The following is an 18,412-nucleotide window of genomic DNA, read 5'->3' as shown; positions in this document are numbered from 1 at the left end:
ATAAAAATGAAAAAATTATTAACTTTTTTGGGGGCCGTTTCTTTAACAGCATCCACTTTTAGTGTTGCCTCTTGCAGTATGGTAAACTATAAGTCTCAATCAATAAAAAATAAGGTAAAAAATTTAATTGATATTTCTTCTGCACTATTAAGAGGGACCATGATTCAAAATGCAAGTCAAGGAAAAGATAAGACACTTGCATATGATTCTAATTTTTTAAATAACCTAATAGGTAACTCCAAAGCATCTGATATCATACCTAAATTTAAAACAGATAAACACTCTACTTTAAACCAACTTAAAGAAACTTATTTTGAAGACCAAAACTTAAACAGAGAATCAATAAACCAAATGAATAATAACTTTTTGACCAATGAAGTTAAAGCTCCAGTGAGTTCAATTGATAGTTTTTCTAGCACTTTTGTATTATTGGTAAGTGCTTTAAAAACTAATGGAGGTCTACACCCCAGCATTTCTGGTTTGATAGAGGGATTATTGCCAAGTTTAAATCTTTCAGATGATTTAACTCAGTCTCTAGATAGCAAAAAAATAGCACCTTTTATAAAGTTAATTGATAAAATAAGTGATCCTTTATCAAAAACACTAGTTTTCTTACAAGAATCAAACTCTTTTTATTCACTATTGAAAAACTTGTTTAATTCAGAATTTGAAAATGCCATAAAAGAAAAAAATACTTCAGAAATTACAAAATGAATAGGTAACTTTTTAAAAGAATTTAAAGCAAATGGTATGGAACAAGTTTTTGATTTATTAATAAACTCTGTTTTAACATTAGATAAGCCAGCACAAGAGTTAACAGGACAATCTATATTAAATGCATCTTTAAAAAGAGTTAATAATATATTTGCAAGATCTTCTGGGCAGAACGATAAAATAATAGATAATAACTCCTTATATACAGGTTTATCAAGAAATTTTGATAAAGATTTAGGAGATATTATAGGAGTTTTCTTACAAAAGTTTGGAACAAACTTTAATGATCTTAATTTTACAGCCATATTAACTTCAATTATAAGCGAACCAGAAAATATAGTGGATATTTTATTTGTTATAAGTTCTTTATTGAAATACATGTCAAGTGTTGATTTCACAGATTTTTCTCCAAAAAACGATGATAATTTATTTAGTGATCAAAAAGATAATAATGCTTTCATAGAAGAACTAAATAAAAAAAGTATGCAAGAAAACCCATTTAGTACAAAAATATTATTAAAAAACTTAATAGCAATAACAAATACAACAACTAACTATAATGGTAAACAAGCTCAAAAGCTGTTTTATCTATTATTCAACTCAGGTAAAAAACCCACAAATATAGACGAAAAAATAAATGCCTTTTCTTTATTTACTAAATTGTCTTCTTCAGTTATTGGAAACGAAAAAAACAATTACTCATCTCTGGTGTATGGTATTGGTAAAGGAGTAGCTATTTGGCAAAAATGATCTGTTGCCAAAGTTATAGGACCGGATCAAGTTGGTAACTTATTTAGATGAGTTATAACAGATGGATTGGGTAATAACTCTGATTTTAGTGGTTTAAATAAAGTTTTAGAGATTTTATCAGGGTTTATTGAAATAGATTTAAAAGTGAGTGATAACACAACTTTTCAATTAAAAAAATTATTTAATGCAATATGAGATAAAGATTCCACTTTATTTAAAGATTTATTTGGACTACAAACGAGTTTATATTCTTTATTTAACACCGAAATAGGTGAAAAAACGAAAATATCAGATATTCTAGACTTAATCTATAATTCTATATCTGGTGCTGTTTGTCAAAAAGGAGATAAGTTAAAAAATGGTATTTCAATTATTTCAAGTGAAATAGACAATATTAACTATACTTTGTGATATCAAAGTAAAGGTAAATTAGTACAATTTAAAGAAGGAAGCACCAATGAAAAAGGTACTTACAATGCATTACAAGCTTTTATTGTTTCTTCTAAACGTAGAGGTTTAATAATATCAAAAGATCAAAATAAACCTGAAAATTTAAATATTAAAGGAACTAAAGCTGCTATGTATGCATTAGGAACTGATTATGATTCAAATGGTAATCAAAACATGAATAAGTTTAGAGAAGTTTCATTTTTAGCTGGTTTTGAAGAAATTATTGATGATTCAATCATTTGAAACTCTTTTGATGATATTTCAAGAGGTTTTAACGATATTAAAAAAATTAATGATGAAGTTATTAATAAGGTTTATAAACCATTGATCCAAGATAAAAACTTTAAAACTAAATTAATAACACAAGATAATATTGATAAGCCAAACGACAGACAATCAATAACTTATAAAACAGTTTATACAAACCCCTTCTCAAATGAAAAATTTACTTATGAAATAAACATTGTATTGGAAGTTAATGAATCTTCTTGAAAAGTTAACTCTATAAAAAAAATCTAAGAGCTATTAAGCTCTTTTTTTATCTTTAATATATAAAAAAATTCTTTTATATATTAAAAACATTTTAGTTTTATTATATAATTTTTCTAAGAATGAATAAGGGGTAGTCGGGAAAATGAAAAAGTTAATTTCCTTTTTAGGAATTATATCTATTACAGCATCAACAGGAAGTGTTGCTGCATGTAGTACAGTTAACAATATAAAAACTTCAATAAAAAATAAAATTCAAAACTTAACACAAGTATCATCAACAGCCTTAAGAGGTGCTATGATTCAAAATGCTAGTCAAGACACACTTGCAGCAAATGAACTTGCATATGATGCAGATTACTTAACAGGATTAATAAATTCTGGTAAAGCAAAAACTTTAATGCCAGGTTTTAAAACTGATTCAGAAACAACTGTTGGTTCATTAATGAAAAATTACTTTAATGGACAAAACATTAACAGAAATGAAATTAATAATTTAAGCAAAAGTGAAAATCCAAGCTATAGTGATAGTGCATTTTTAACAGATCAAGTTAAATCTCCAGTTGGATCAGCAGATTCATTAGGAAGTATGCTAACTTTAATAATTAGTGCCATTAAATCAAATGGTGGTGTTCACCCAAGTCTTTCTGGTTTAATTCAAGGATTATTACCAGAATTAGGTCTTTCTCCTTCAGCAGCAAGTGGTGTTGGACCAATGGAAGATATTTCAAAATTATTAGATTCTGCAGCAGTTCCATTAGCAATATTAATTAAAGCTTTATCAGGTTCAAATTTGGCTTATAGTCTAATTTCAAATTTATTAAATGCTAATTTCTTAAATGATTCAAAAGAAGGTAAAACAAACATTACAAACGGTTTAATGTCAGCATTATCAAGTGTTAATTTTGTTCCCTTAATAATTGGTTTATTAGAATTAATGAATCACTTTGATATATTAATTCCAACTTTTGATATGTTAGTAAATTCAGTTTTAACAATGGATAAAGTTGAAAACATGACTAACAAACAAGTTATGAACGCAACAAACAGAAGACTTTATAATGTTTTTGCAGCTTTATCTGGACAAACAGATAAAATCGTAAAAGATGTAAATGTTTTATATTCAGATGTTGATTATACATTTGAAAAAGATTTTGGAGAATTAATGGGTGTTTTCTTTGAAAATCTGAACAACATTAACACTTCAAACATAACTTTAGTCATAACAGATCTTTTATTTGTAGTAACAGGTTTATTACAAAGGATAACTAGTGTTGATTTTGGAGGTTTTAAACCTTCTAATAACCAAAATCTTTTCAGTGAAAGCGATAAAAATATAGACTATTTAAAACTATTAGGTTCTAATAATTTTAAAAGATTTGAAACAAAATTATTATTTAAGAATTTATCAATTGCTTTAAATTCAGATTCAGAAGGTTTAAATACAGCTAAGTTATTTTCTTTATTATTTGAATCAGGTAGTGAAAAAATAGTTAATTTAGATAAACCTGGTTTTGGTGGTTGAACTATAAAAATAACTGGTTTTTTACTTGGACTTGGTGGATATTATGAAGGTTCAGAGGGACTCTCATCTTTAATTTTTGCACTTGGTTATGGTATAGGTAAGTGACAAAATATTAATTATACCGTTCTGGGTATAGGTGTGGGGCCTGTTCAAGTGGGTAACATTTTAAAAGGTGCTATTGACAACTTTGTTGAAAACAGATCAATAAGCGGTCTTGATTCACTATTCGATTTTATTAAAACATTCGGAGTTAATGTGCCTTTCAGATTTAAGAATGATAAACTTTTAAAGGAATCTTGAAAAGCTTTGTGAAGTAAAGAATCAACTTTCTTAAAAACAGTTATCGGAGGGGAAAATAACATTTCTCTTGAAACAATACTTGCAGGTCCTGTTTATGAAGGAAAAACTATTAGTGAAATACTAGACTTTATATACAATGCAATTAATTCTTCAACACCAAATAATCAAAAATTAAAAGAACTTGAACAAGAAACCAAGGGAATGGCAAATGGATTACAAGACATTTCGAAAGCTTTAAGTGATACAAAATATTCTATTTTCACAAAAAATGGAAACGCTTATAATGGGACTGGTTCAAATGCAGAAAATAAATACACTGCACTTCAAGTGTTAATGATCACTTCTGGTCTAAACGGTCTATATATTTCAGTAGATGGAGTAAAAAATACCTCTATTACAGGAGCAAAAGCTGCTATGTATGCATTAGGAACAAACTTTGATGCAAACGGAAAACAATTAGGAGAATTTAGACAAGATTCCTTATTGTCAGGTTTAGAAAAAATAGTTGATGATAAATCAGTTGACAGTCTATTAGATCAAATTGTTAAAGGTTTTGCTGAAGTAAACTCTGTAAAAAATAACTTGTCAAACACAGTATACAAACCATTAATTCAAGATAATAATTTTAAAACAAAAGTTGAAAGTCATTATGGAATTGATCAAGGTATGGATGAAGCTGGTATAACTTACACTACAACTTATAAAGATCCAAACACTAAAAAAACATTTAACTATGAAATTAAATTGTTATTAGAAGCAGGAGCTTTAGATTGACAAATAAAATCAATTAAAAGAAAATAAGAAAAATCGCTAAATAAAGCGATTTTTTATTTTTAAATTATAAATATAACAGCAAGAATAGTTCCCAAAATACCTATTGGAAGCAAGAATCAACATAATCAAGCTTTTGATTGTCATTTTGATCCATATCCATTTTTCTTTTCTTTTTTAACTTTAACTTTTTTAGGTGGAACAACTTTAATTTCAACTACTTTTTCTTTTGCCTCAGGAGGCGCTTTTCTTCACCCATCAAATTCCTTCATGGGTTTGATTTCTTCATGTTTTTTTTCAAATTTATGAGGAACAACTTCTTCAGCTTTATTTAAATCTTCATCAATTAATTGTTCTCTTTCATTTTCAGCCAATAATGGATTGTCTGAATCTGGAAGTCTTTCAATTTCTCCATTAGTTCTTCCAGCTAAAGTATCTACAAAGTGTTGGGCCACATCTCTGTTTGGAGTTGCAAAAGTTACCCCATTTCCAAAACTATCGTTTTGAAGCGATACATAGTGTAATCCCCCACTATTTTTAGCAAATTGTAATTGAATTTTTTGTAAAGAATATGAATCGAATGGTAAGTATCTAATTTGAGTACTTGAATCATTATCAAGAATTTCTAAAGTAAATGTTCTTTTGGTAGTAATAAAAACTATCCCTACCATTTCATCTTCATATCTTTTAAAACTAGCTCAAAGAGCTGATAAAACTAATTCATCATCATCAAAATAAGTTTCAGTGTTATATCAAACTTTTTGTAAGATATCTTTATAGTTAGGCATTCAAATATAACCTTGACTTGCAAGTTCTTCTTTAATTTGCATACTTGTTTTCATATTAAAATACCTCTCTTTCACTTATATTATTTTATCTTATTTTTATTTGTAAATTTTATATAGATTTCCATTAACTTTTTCTCATATGCACTATGAGGTTTAAATTTGAAATAAGTGATATCTTTAATTTCATCTGGTAAATATTGTTGATCAACTCAATCATTTTCATAGTCATGAGCATATTTATAGCCAATTCCATGTCCTAGTTTATGAGCATTTTTATAATGATTATCTCTTAAGTAAGGAGGTATGGGTGGAGCCAACCCTTGTTGAACATCTTCAAGCGCTTTTTCTAAAGCTAAATATGAGGAATTAGATTTTTCACTTAAAGCCATTTCTATAATTGCCAATCCAAGTATAATTCTTCCCTCTGGCATTCCTATTTGTCTAAAAATTTGACAAGCTTGATAAACTCTTACTGAAATTGCTGGATTCGCAAGACCAATATCTTCATATGCCATTATGATCATTCTTCTCATTAAAACTTCATAATCTCCAATAGCCATTAATCTAGCTCAATAATGAAGTGAAGCGTCAACATCACTTCCCCTTATTGATTTTTGAAGAGCTGATTTAAGGTCGTGATATTCATCACCTTCTCCAGTTCCTTTTGTCACTGCTTGATCAAAAATGGATTTTATAATTTCATTATTAACTTTTTCATCAGAGTATAAGTTAATTAACATCTCAATTGAGTTTAAAGCAACTCTTAAATCTCCATTTGAAAGTTCACATAAATTATCAAAAGCGCTGTCTTCTATATCTAGTTGAATATCATTGTTTTTAAGAACTCTTTTAAGTCCTTCTTTCATTTCTTCAGTATTTATTTCCTCTAATTTTAGAATTGTGCATCTACTTCTTATAGCTGGATTTATTACAAAATAAGGGTTTTCAGTTGTAGTTAAAAAAACTATAACTTTTTTAGATTCTATATATTCAAGTAAATAATCTTGGATGTTTCTGTTCATTCTATGAATTTCATCAATTATTAAAACAAGTTGTTCTTCATGATTTGAAGATTCAATTAGTTTTTGTAATTTATCTTTTTTATCATTAGAAGCATTAAAAAATTCATATTTGGTATTTAAATCATTTGCAATAGAAACTGCCATTGATGTTTTACCAACTCCTGGAGGACCATAAAAAATTAGATTAGCAAGGAAGTTGTTTTCAACCATTTTTGTTATTAATCCATATTTATTATTAATTAAGTGCGATTGTCCTATTATGTTTTTTAAAGATGTTGGTCTTAATAGGAAACTTAAAGGTTTATTCATAATTTCAACTCCTAATTGAATAATAGCATAAAAAAACTAACCTTTTAGGTTAGTTTATTATGCATTTCCAGCATCATGTAAATCTTTAAATTTACCTGGAACTTTAATTAACTCTTGATAAGTTCCTTGTTGAACAATTCCTTTACCTGGAGCTAAAACAAATATTTGATCAACATCTTTTATTGTACTTAATCTGTGAGCAATAATAACTGATGTTTTATCTTTCATAAGTTCATTTAATTGAGCTTGAATTTCTTTTTCAACAATATTATCTAAAGCACTTGTAGCTTCATCTAAAATTAATAATTCTGGATTTCTTAAAAGTATTCTTGCAATTACAAGTCTTTGTTTTTGTCCACCACTTAATAATAATCCACGTTCTCCAAGAACTGTTTGATAACCATAAGGTCAACTATTAATAATTTTATCAATTTGAGCTTTTCTACAAGCTTCATGTACTTCTTCTTCTGTTGCTTGAAAATAACCATACCTTACATTATCATAAACATCTCCAAATATTATTGAAGGTTCTTGTTCAACATAACCAACATGACTTAAATAACTTTTTAGGTTAAAGTCCTTAACGTTTTTATCATTGACAAGAACACATCCTTCAGTTGGATCATAGAATCTTAACAGTAGTTTTGAAATAGTTGATTTTCCACTTCCAGTTTCACCAACAAAGGCATATGATTTTCCTTTTTCTAAAACTAAATCTAGATTCGGAACAATATTAACTTCTGGTTTTTCAGGATAGTTAAATTTAACTTGTCTAAACTCAATTTTTGAAATATTTTCATCAAATAACATTCCATTTTTTTCATTATCATCCATTATAGGATCTTTTTCGATAGTTTCATAAATTTGTGCAGAAGATGCTGAAGCTCTTGAAAGTCCAGGTATAATTGCTGCAATTTGTCATAACGGCCTTGTTAAACCAACCATTGCAGAAATAAATGCAGGTAAAGTTTCAGTCATCATATTATCTACATCTCCATAGAAAACAATTGCCACAGTTACCATTATTAAGTTTATTACAACATCTGATGCAATTAAAATTGCTAAAAGAGTTCCGTCGATTTTAGATATTGGTTTAAAAGCTTTAATATAAGGTTCATGAAGAGTTTCTAATCTTGATTCTTCATATTTTCTAGTACCTGTTGCTTTTACTAATTTAATAGCACCAATTCTGTCAACAGCATCTCCATTAATATCTGATATTACTTCTCTAACTTTTTTAACCTTTTTTTGGTATTGTAATGATAATAAAATTACTAGTATAGTTAATAGATAAACAGAAATACTTGCAACTAATGCCAATGGAGCGTGAATTACAAACATCATTGCTGTACCCATTATTATTACTAATGGTGCTTGAATAACTCAAGCAATCATACCTGAAATTTCATTTCCAATTACGTTTGTATCTCCAACTAATTTAGTCATTAGTTTACCTATTTTTTTATCTGAATAGTAGCTAATATCTTGTTCCAATAATCTTTTAATAGTTAAATTTCTTAACTCCACTTCAATATTTACAGCCAACATAATTGAACACGAGTTTCTTATGTAAGTACAAAAATAAAGTAGAACTAAATCTGATGCAGTTATAGCCATTCATCAATATCATTTAAGATTTCAGAAAGTTTGATCACCTGTCAAGTTGTGATTTTTTTCTGCTGCTTCTGGTGTATTTTGAGCTGCAGAAAGTACATTTCTTAAAAATAATGTATTTAAACTTACTAAAAAGGCACTAAACGTAACTACAATAACAACACTTAAGAATAGAGCTTTATATTTTCACCCATAAATTAATACAATTCAAGAGAACTTTAATTTTTGTTTTTCTTTAACAAGTTTATAAACCTTGTCATCAGGAACATATTTTTTAGGTTCTTCTTTTGGGGTTGCAACATTAACATCACCAATTGGCATATTTGTCGCACTAAATGATTGATCCATTATTATTTTCCTTTTTTTAATTTCATTGTTGATATATTATCACAAAAATATTAAAAACAACCCATATAAATGAGTTGTTTTTAATTATTAATGAGCTTTTTTAGTCTCTTCATTTGATGAAGTTGATATAGGAAGTTCTCTCACTAAGTTATCTAATTTAATACCAAATACATTTTCATATACTTCTGAGTATTGTTGAACAGGAACTACTTCTAATTCTTTTCTTACCTCTTCAGGAATATCTTCAATGTCTTTTGTATTTTTAAATGGTATTAAGATTTTTTTCAATCCACTTCTGTGAGCAGAAATTGATTTTTCTCTTAATCCACCAATTGGGAATACTAAACCTCTTAGTGTGATTTCTCCTGTCATACCAATTTCTCTTGGAACAGGTTTATTTGTTAAAGCAGAAACAATAGCAGTAGTAATTGTTACCCCAGCACTTGGTCCATCTTTTGAAACAGCACCTTCTGGAACGTGAATATGAATATCATTTTCATTAAATACTTCTTTTGGAATTCCAAACGCTTTGTAATTTGATTTAACAAAGTCGTAAGCTATTGTTGCAGATTCTTTCATTACATCTCCAAGTTTACCAGTTAACACTAGTCCACCTTTACCTGGGAAGTGATTTACCTCTATAGGTAAGATATCTCCACCAAATTGAGTATATGCAAGTCCTGTAACAACACCAACTTGAGCTTCATTTTCTTTTTCAGTATGTTCAAAGATACGTTTTTTTAACATTTCGTTAACCACTTCTGGAGTAACTGTTAATGTTTCGATTTCTTTATTTAACATTTTAACAACATATTTTCTAACAATTGAAACAATTCATCTTTCTAATTGTCTTACACCAGCTTCTCTAGTATAGTGTTTGATAATTTCGTTGATTGATTCTTTTGTGAAAATTACTTGCTCTTTTGTAACTGCATGATCATCTAATACTTTTGGTATTAAATATTCTTCTGCAATTTTCATTTTTTCAATTTCAGTATAACTTGAAAGTTCAATGATTTCCATTCTGTCATATAGAGCTTCTGGTATATTTTCAGGATAGTTTGCTGTTGCAATAAATACAACGTCACTTAAATCATATTCTTCTTCTAAGTAGTGATCTGAGAATTTTGAGTTTTGTTCAGGGTCCAATACCTCCAACATCGCTGAAGCTGGATCTCCTCTATAATCACTTGCCATTTTATCTATTTCATCAAGTAAGAAAACTGGGTTTTTAACTCCTGCTTTTTTCATTCCTTGTATTACTCTACCAGGCATTGCTCCGATGTAAGTTTTTCTGTGTCCTCTAATTTCAGACTCATCTTTTACTCCACCTAAAGCCATTTTTACAAATTCTCTACCCATTGATTCAGCAATTGATTTTGCTAAACTTGTTTTACCAACTCCTGGAGGACCTACCAATGTAATGATTTGTCCTTTTACTTTGTTAGTATTTTGTTTAACAGCTAAGTACTCAATAATTCTTTCTTTAACTTTATCTAAACCATAGTGGTGTTTATCTAAAACATCTTTTGCAAATTTTAGATCTGTTTTTTCCTCAGTTTTTTGTCATCATGGAGTTTGCATCATTCAATCAATGTATGTTCTTGTGATGTTAGCCTCTGATGAAGCTGCAGGCATACCTTCACATTTATCTAATTCTGAAAGTATTCTTTTTTTAATATTTTCTGGGAAAGGTTCTGTTTCAAGGCGTTTTCTATATTTTGCCAAGTCATCTCCTTCTCCGTCTAAATCTCCTAATTCTTCTTTAATAGCTTTTAATTTTTCTCTTAAATAGAATTCTCTTTGTTGCTCATCAACTCTAGATTTAATTTTTTTACTGATTGATGATTCAATATCAGCTGATTGACGTTTTTCATCTAAAAAGTCATTGATTATTTCAATTCTTTTTACTGGATCTAACTCTTCAAGCATAGCTTGTTTTTTATCAATAGGCATAAATGGCATTAAGTTTGCCGCACTATCAACAATAAAGTTTGGATCAATGTCATTTGAAGCTGAGTTTATTATTTCTTCAACTTCTGCTGGGAATTCATCTTGTGAACTTATCATTGCTTTGATATGTTTTGTAATTTTATCTAATGCTTCTTTATCTGAGCTTTTTAGGCTATCTTTTACTTCATAGTTTGCAATATAAAATTCATTTAATTCAATATCACTTGCCTCTATACGTGAAATTGATTTTATATTTACAGTTAATGTACCATCTTTTCATTCTTTTTTAATTTTTACTTCGGCCAATACACCGAATGTGAATAAATCTTCAATTTTTGGATCATCTTCTAATGGTTTTTTTTGTGAAACCATTAAGATTTTCCCTTCATATTTTTCTACAGATTCTTTAACAGCAAGAGTAGTTTTATCCCTTCCAATTTCCAATACTTGGTCAAAAGTTGGGTAAATGTAACTACCACGAGTTATTAACATAGGTAATTTTTTATTCATAATATTCCTCCTTAGGTACAAAATTATGATATCACAATATTTAGCACTTGCAAGTGTTAAGTGCTAAAAAATAAAAAAATACAATTAAATTGTATTTTTTAACCATTGTTTGAATATAGGAAATCAACAATTTTTTCTCTTATTATTTCTTCTTTAATTTGTGGTTCTGGTAATAGAGAGTTTTTAATGAAATCAGTTTCAACACCGAAAGTTTTTGCTAGTGCTTCATATTTTGCTTCAATTTCTTCTTTTGAAACTTCAAATTTTTCAGTGTTTCTTACTTGATCTGTAATCAAGTAGCTTTCAATACGTTTTTTAGCATCATCAAACAGTTCATTTCTGATATCTTCATCACTTAATCCTGTTTGTTTTTTGTAATCTTTCATTGTTAATTTTTGACTTTGAACTTTTGCTTCAAATTCTCTATATAGAGTGTCAATTTCTTTATTAATTGCTGATTTAGGAATTTCAATTTTTGATTGAGCTCTAATTAAATCAATAACTTTGTTTACAAAGATATTTTTTGATTGAGTTGATTTTTGATCAACTATTTGTTTTTTCAAGCTATCTTCTAATTCTTTGAAAGTTTTAATTCCTGGTAAGTTTAAGTCTTTTACTAATTCATCATCTTTTGAAGGTAAAATTCTTTCTTTAATTTCTTTAACATTTAATTTAAATTCAGCTGATTTACCTTTTAATTCAGGTGTGTAATCTTCTGGGAAAGTAACATTAATTGATGATTCTCCTAAAGTTTTTCCGATCATTTGATCTTCAAATCCAGGTATCATTTGTCCACTTCCAATTGTTAATTTAAAGTCTAAACCTTTTCCACCTTTAAATGCTTCACCATCAATGAATCCTTCAAAGTCGAATGTAACTGCATCACCTTTTGCGATTTTAGCTCCATCTTCTTTGATTTTTTCCATAACAAATCTTTCTCTATATTGATCGATTGCTTTTTCTAATTCTTCTTTTGTAGCTTTAACTTCTTCTTTTACTAAGTCTTTATCAGTTAATCCTTTGTATTTTCCAATTTTAATTTCAGGTTTTAAATCAAAGATAAAGTGTAATTCACATTCTTTTTCACTTATTTTAACTGGTGTAGGAACAGGTGAAGTAAATGGTTCTATATCAGATTTTTGATCTCTAGCAAATTCTCATGCTTTTTCCATAACTGATTGAACAGCTGCATTTAAATAATTAACTGGAGTTAAGTATTGTTCGATTTTTTCTTTAGGTGCTTTACCTTTTCTAAATCCAGGTATTTCAATGCTTGCAGCAGCTTTGTTTTTACCTTTTTTAACAGCTTCTTCTCATTCTTTACCATCTATTGTAACTATTCAAGTTCCTTGACCTTTTTCAGCAAGTTTTTTTGCACTAAATTTCATAAAAATTTTCTCCTTTTTTATACATAACATTTTTAATTATAACAAATAATTACCTATTGTTAAGTATTTTAATGTCTAACATACTTCTTAAATTTGTTAAATCTACATCAAAAGTGTACATTTTTTCTTTCAAAGTTTCATATTCAACAGAGTTATCTAAACTTTTCTCAATTGAAGCAAAAACCTTAACCAAAGAAGGTACTAACTCTTCTAAATTATCCATAATTGAGAACAATTCTAAATATGAGATCTCATAATTTAAAGTCTTATTCATCTCTATTAATACAATCGACATTTCTATATAAAATTCTAACTTATTTATAAAATAAATTAATTTAGATATGCTATCTTCTTCAATTATATTAGCTACTTTTAGAGGATCATAATTTGAATCAATAAGTTTCATATAATCAGTTTTATTAAAGTTATCTAAACTGTCATTTGCCCCTTTAATGTCATTTAAAAGATTTTTTATACCTTTTTTAAATAATTTTGGAACATCTTTCATTTTACTTATTTGAGCAGAATAACTTAAAAAATTAGCTGTTATAGATAAGGTTTTGTCTATTTCATCTCACTTTTGAGATAAGCAACATCAACATTCTGAGTCTTTTTTACAATTACACTCTATTATTACACATATACAGCTCTTTGAGAGAGTTTCACATTTACAACACTGCATAATTTACCTCCAATTAAAAAATCGTCATTATAACGATTTAAAATTCTTCAATATCACTAATTTTTTTAATGAATTCAACTGTTTTAAGCATGTCACCTTTTGATTGACTAGCTAAATTAGAATCCAATTCAATTAATGCATCTGATATTCTTGACATATTTTCAAAATCCAATAAAGCATCAGCAGATTTAATATTAAATCCATCTAAAACTTCATTAGGATGCGATAGGAAAGAATCAGAAATACCAGCTTCATGGTATTTGATTAATTTATCTATTTGTTCAAAATATGAATTAAGAATAATAGGATTGTATAGGTCATCACCTATTTTATTTTTGTATTTTATTAATAAATCCTTAACTAATTGAATTAAATTTCTGTTAAGTCTTTTTGTTGATAAAGAAATTAATTCTTGTACTTTTTCACTTGATTGAGTAAGGGCAATGTATAGATTCTTAAATGCTTCTTTTTCTCTTGAGATTAATCAACCACCATTACTTCTAATCATTTCTGCTTTAGCACCTCAAACACTTATGGTTTGAGAAGTTATTATGTTACTTAATATATTAGAAAAGAAGATTCTAATATTTAATTCCATAGTAAAGTTAAAGTCTCATAATTCAGCATTATCAGGTAATTTTTGTATTTGATCTAATATTCGATCATAATCCAAGTAAATGATAAAGTCCTTTTCGTCTATGAATTTTAATCCATCAATACTAATTATACATTTTTCATAGTATTTATGATTTTCAGGTGTTGGAGCTACTTTGCCATTGTCGTAATCTTCAATGAATTGTTTAAAGTTTCTTAAAGTTTCAATCAATATATTATATTTTGAATAATAAGATACTTCTTCTTTTTCATTTAAGTTAGCCATTATAGATAACAGTTTTTCTTTTAAATCCTTATCTTGTTTTAAGTTTTTAGCATGTATTCATGCTAAAAATCTTGATTCAACCATTTTAATAGTTTTATCTCAATCAATAAGTTCTCTTTCAACTATAAAAGTATTTTCTAGCGCTTTATCATAAGTTTTGTTTAATTCTTGGACAACATATTCATGATCTAAGTAATGATTTTCTGTTGTTGATATTAAACAATTATCTAAAAATAATTGTTTTAACTCACTAAGTTCTGAAGGAGTTATAAAGTTTCAATTAAAAGTTTCTCCACAAGCTATGATTTCACTTTCTGTGTGAACTCTTTTTTTCATTGAATATCTATAAAATTCCTTTAAATTTAAAGCAACTTGTTTTTGTTTTTCTTTATCTTTTGAAAAATCATCACTTAATAAAGAAAGTGTTTTACCTATTATTTTATAAACTAAGTTTATAGCATCACTTGCTGTATATAACATATAGTACCCCCATATAACTATTATTATATAATCTTATTGGACTAAATTGAATCTTTATTGATATTATTTGAATAAAATAACAAAAAACCACTTTTTATAAGTGGTTTTTAAACATTTAATTCATCATTAAAGTTAGTAACTAGTTGTTTTATTGAATTAATTTTATCTTGTTCTACACTATTTAAATATATTTGTAGATTTTGAACTGTTTCTTCAATGTTACCATTAAAAGGTATTTTATACTTTTTAGATAAAGTAACTATTTTCTTTCTAAGCATATTCTTTTTAACAATTTCTTCAGGCAAGAATAAACTTAAAGGATCTTTTTTAGTTGAGTAATCAATTTTTCATTCAGATCCTTTTTGACTAAGTTCTATATTAAATTCTTCATGAATTTGGTTAGACAAATCATCTGCTTCTTGAGCAACTTGTTCAAAGGCAAATAATATATTCTTTTTAGGATCGTTTGATATGTTTATTTTGTATTTTTTATATTTTTCTTGATTTAACTCAGTAATTATTACATTCGGAATAATATAATCACATAAATAACTAATCATTATTTTTCTTAGTTTAGAAATAAATTTGAAGTAGTATTTATAGAAAAAGTATTCTGGTGCTTGAGTTATTTGAGGCATTTCATTAAAAGATGTTGTTAACAATATCTTATATTTATTTCATCAAATATTTTCAAGACAAGTTGTATATAATTGAATTCTTTCAATAGTTTTATTTACTGATTTTATATCCATTATTTCATACAAGAAAATTTTAGTTCTAATGAATTTTGAATTTAAAAACCCTTTTGAGAAGTTTTCTTCATAATCAAAATATCTTATCTTGAAATCATAATCTTGAACTTCCATTCACTTTTTCTCAAAAGTACCATCTTTAGAGACAAATCATTTTTCTTTATTGTGCTCTTGATTTATAAAAAATGGCTGATTTGTTACTTGTTTTAATATTTTTTTAGGTTTTTTGATTTTTAAAACGATACAAATAGTAACAGTTAAAGTTATTGCTAAAAGCACAATGAAAACTGCCACACCAATTGCATAATACATAATTTAATTCACACTTTCCTTAATTTTATTTATCTTTTTTAGTTTCTTCTTTTTTAGGTTTTTGTTTTTTTGGTTTTTGTTTTTTTGGTTCAACTTTTTTAACTTCTTTTTTAGGTTTTTCTTCTTTTACCTTAACTTTTTTAACTTCTTTTTTAGGTTTTTGTTTTTTTGCAACTTCTTTTGATGGATTTGCTCCAAATATTGATTTAATTTTATCTCACATACCCATATTAGCTTCTAATCTTAATCTCTTTCTAAGAACAGATTTTTGTTTGTTAGGGTAAATACTTAATCAAATTGAAACATTTGAAGTTTTAGCTCTTTTTTTAATTCCATATCAAAAACTAAAGTATTTATTTTTCGGATCTGTTGTTTCTTCCATAGAAAAAACATGACCCAATATAGTAAATGAATGTTGTAATTCAATAGTTGAATCAAAATTAGGTTTTTTATCGTATTCAACAAAATCATCTATTGTTTGGCTTTCTGTTTTTCTTTCATCAAGAGTTTCTTGTCTTGATTTACCATACAATTCTCTTCAAAGTTTTTCTTTTTCAGCCTGTTCTTTTTCATAATCTCTATCTGTTTGAGTTTTAACTTTAGCCTTTACTGGTTTAGAGTTCTTTTTAGCTTCTTTTTTAACTTTTTTTGATTTATTTTGTTTTTCAAGTTCTTTTTTCTTTTTCTCAAGCGCTTTTTGTTTTTCTAATTCTTTAAGTCTTTCTTCTTCTAATCTTTTAGCTTCTCTTAATTTTGCTTCTCTAGCTTCTTTTTCTTCTCTCATTTTAGCCTCTAGAAGCATTCTGTTAATTGAATTTTTTTCAATTGACTTACCTTCTGTAGATTTAGTTACTTTTGTAGTTTCACTAACTTCTGGCTTTTTAATAAGTGTTTCTCTTCTTGAATTTTCAATTGCTTTTTGAGTAGCTAAATCTCTATCTTTAGTTAAGTATTCTTGGAATTTTTTAATTTCCTCTTGTCTTTGATAGAAATCTACTTGTTTTAGGTTTGAAAAAGACTGAACACTTTGTTTTTCGTATAAATGACCTGAATCATTCATTCATTTTTCTCTTTCAATTTCCATTAAATAATTAATATAATCTATTAATTGCTCACGAAAATCAAAATCGTAAGTTTCATATTCTTGCGCAAATAACATTATTGTTTGACTTGTAAGTCTTTTTTCAATAAGGTTTTTTACTCTAATTTTTACTTTAGGAGATAGTAAAGGAAAATCCTTTTCTGATTTAACTTTGTTTTTTTTAGCCATAAGGATTTTCTCCCTTCTATTTCTTCTCAAATGCTATTGATGGCATTTTACTAATATCTACATTACTTGAAACTTCTTTTTTAGGTTTCTTTGTTCTGCTTATTTTAACAGCTTGGCTGCTTTCTAAAATTTTGTTGTAAATATTTGATATATTATATGATTCTATTTTTTTATCATTTAATTTATCTAGTTCTTTTCTAATCTTTTCAGCTTCTTGTTCATATTTTTTAGCTTTTTGATTTATTGTTTTTAAGTCAATTGATTCTTGTGTTTCATTAATATCAATTGTTTGATCTTGAATATCATCTTTATTTTCAGTTATTTCTAAATCTTTTGCAGAATCTTCAACTTTATAATCAGCTAAAGGTGATGAAAAAATTCTTTGATTTTCTTTTTCTTGAGCTTTTGCAAAATATTCACTTGATTCGCTTCCAAATGAAATATCACCTAATATTTTAGTAATTCTTTTTGTGTTAACAACTGTGTTGTTTGTTTTAAAAGATATTTTGCTAGAAGAAGAAGTATCAAACATTGATTTAAGATCAGCTACTTTTTGATTTCTACCTTTAAGATTTTCTTTAGAATCCTTTATTTTAGATTTAACAACAACATCTTGAGCAAATAAATTTGCTGCTTGTTTGTTCAATTTTTCATAATCTTGGTTTTGAAATAAAGATTTTTTAACCTTTTTCTTTGATTCTTCTCTTTTTCTTTCCAATTCCAATTCATAATCCAATTTTTTATTACTTACAAAACCCATTTTTCTTTCTTCTAAAAGAGTAAGTTTTTCATTAATAACTTCTGTTTTGTTTCTAACTTTTTCAATATGTCTTGTTCTAGAGTCAGTTCTTTTTTCATCCAATGGATTCAACTGTCTATCTTGCATTTTTTGAACTGATTTGTGTAATTCTGGTTTTTCACTAGTACTTTTTAATGCAGCAGTTCCAATTTTCCCAGAAAGAGAGTTAATTGTATTTATCCCTAGTTTAGCTTCTTCTAAAACCTTCATACTAGGTGTTCTGTCTATTATTTTTTTACTCTTTGCCATAAAATACACCTCGTTTTCAAAATTATACAAAAAATAGGCAAGTTTAAAATAAATTCT

Annotated in this window: 12 protein-coding genes; 2 read left to right on the top strand and 10 right to left on the bottom strand. The window is 27.1% G+C overall.

Annotated elements, in window-relative coordinates:
- Positions 1–6 precede the first annotated feature (6 nt).
- Together AACL10_RS01670 and AACL10_RS01665 are read left to right on the top strand one after the other, a co-directional pair.
- Positions 7–2,433 (top strand): lipoprotein, encoded by a 2,427-nt coding sequence (locus tag AACL10_RS01670; protein WP_338985517.1) that lies wholly within the window; start codon positions 7–9, stop codon positions 2,431–2,433.
- Between the two features lie 115 nt (positions 2,434–2,548).
- A complete protein-coding gene (locus AACL10_RS01665; RefSeq protein ID WP_338985516.1) occupies positions 2,549–5,029 on the top strand; it encodes a hypothetical protein in 2,481 nt (826 codons plus the stop codon).
- 32 nt (positions 5,030–5,061) lie between these two features.
- Here the strand turns inward: AACL10_RS01665 and AACL10_RS01660 are convergent, their stop codons facing one another.
- The 10 genes from AACL10_RS01660 to AACL10_RS01615 form a co-directional block, all read right to left on the bottom strand.
- Positions 5,062–5,841 carry a hypothetical protein gene (locus AACL10_RS01660; RefSeq protein WP_338985515.1) on the bottom strand — a complete coding sequence of 260 codons (780 nt, stop codon included), beginning with the start codon at positions 5,839–5,841 and terminating at the stop codon, positions 5,062–5,064.
- A 26-nt stretch (positions 5,842–5,867) separates the two neighbouring features.
- Entirely contained in the window at positions 5,868–7,118 is a 1,251-nt protein-coding gene (locus AACL10_RS01655; RefSeq protein WP_338985514.1) for a replication-associated recombination protein A, read from the bottom strand.
- 57 nt (positions 7,119–7,175) lie between these two features.
- On the bottom strand, positions 7,176–9,080 hold the full coding sequence (locus tag AACL10_RS01650; RefSeq protein WP_338985513.1) for an ABC transporter ATP-binding protein: 1,905 nt from the start codon (positions 9,078–9,080) through the stop codon (positions 7,176–7,178).
- An 87-nt stretch (positions 9,081–9,167) separates the two neighbouring features.
- On the bottom strand, positions 9,168–11,543 hold the full coding sequence (lon, locus tag AACL10_RS01645) for an endopeptidase La (RefSeq protein WP_338985512.1): 2,376 nt from the start codon (positions 11,541–11,543) through the stop codon (positions 9,168–9,170).
- 98 nt (positions 11,544–11,641) lie between these two features.
- The gene (tig, locus tag AACL10_RS01640) at positions 11,642–12,931 is read right to left on the bottom strand and encodes a trigger factor (RefSeq protein ID WP_338985511.1); all 1,290 of its coding nucleotides are present in this window, start codon (positions 12,929–12,931) and stop codon (positions 11,642–11,644) included.
- Between the two features lie 49 nt (positions 12,932–12,980).
- The gene (locus tag AACL10_RS01635; RefSeq protein WP_338985509.1) at positions 12,981–13,613 is read right to left on the bottom strand and encodes a hypothetical protein; all 633 of its coding nucleotides are present in this window, start codon (positions 13,611–13,613) and stop codon (positions 12,981–12,983) included.
- 37 nt (positions 13,614–13,650) lie between these two features.
- Positions 13,651–14,973 carry a hypothetical protein gene (locus AACL10_RS01630; protein WP_338985507.1) on the bottom strand — a complete coding sequence of 441 codons (1,323 nt, stop codon included), beginning with the start codon at positions 14,971–14,973 and terminating at the stop codon, positions 13,651–13,653.
- A gap of 107 nt (positions 14,974–15,080) precedes the next feature.
- Positions 15,081–16,037: a hypothetical protein gene (locus tag AACL10_RS01625; protein WP_338985505.1), complete on the bottom strand. Its 957-nt coding sequence runs from the start codon at positions 16,035–16,037 to the stop codon at positions 15,081–15,083.
- Positions 16,038–16,062: 25 nt separating this feature from the next.
- Positions 16,063–17,307: a hypothetical protein gene (locus tag AACL10_RS01620; RefSeq protein WP_338985504.1), complete on the bottom strand. Its 1,245-nt coding sequence runs from the start codon at positions 17,305–17,307 to the stop codon at positions 16,063–16,065.
- Between the two features lie 16 nt (positions 17,308–17,323).
- Positions 17,324–18,355, bottom strand: coding sequence for a hypothetical protein (locus AACL10_RS01615; RefSeq protein ID WP_338985502.1), 1,032 nt, complete (start codon positions 18,353–18,355; stop codon positions 17,324–17,326).
- Positions 18,356–18,412 lie beyond the last annotated feature (57 nt).

This window comes from Spiroplasma endosymbiont of Diplazon laetatorius (assembly GCF_964019625.1).
Classification (GTDB): Bacteria; Bacillota_I; Bacilli_A; order Mycoplasmatales; family Mycoplasmataceae; genus Spiroplasma_A.
The sequence above is the reverse complement of the archived record's forward strand: the minus strand, read 5'-3'. Positions and strand labels throughout refer to the sequence as shown.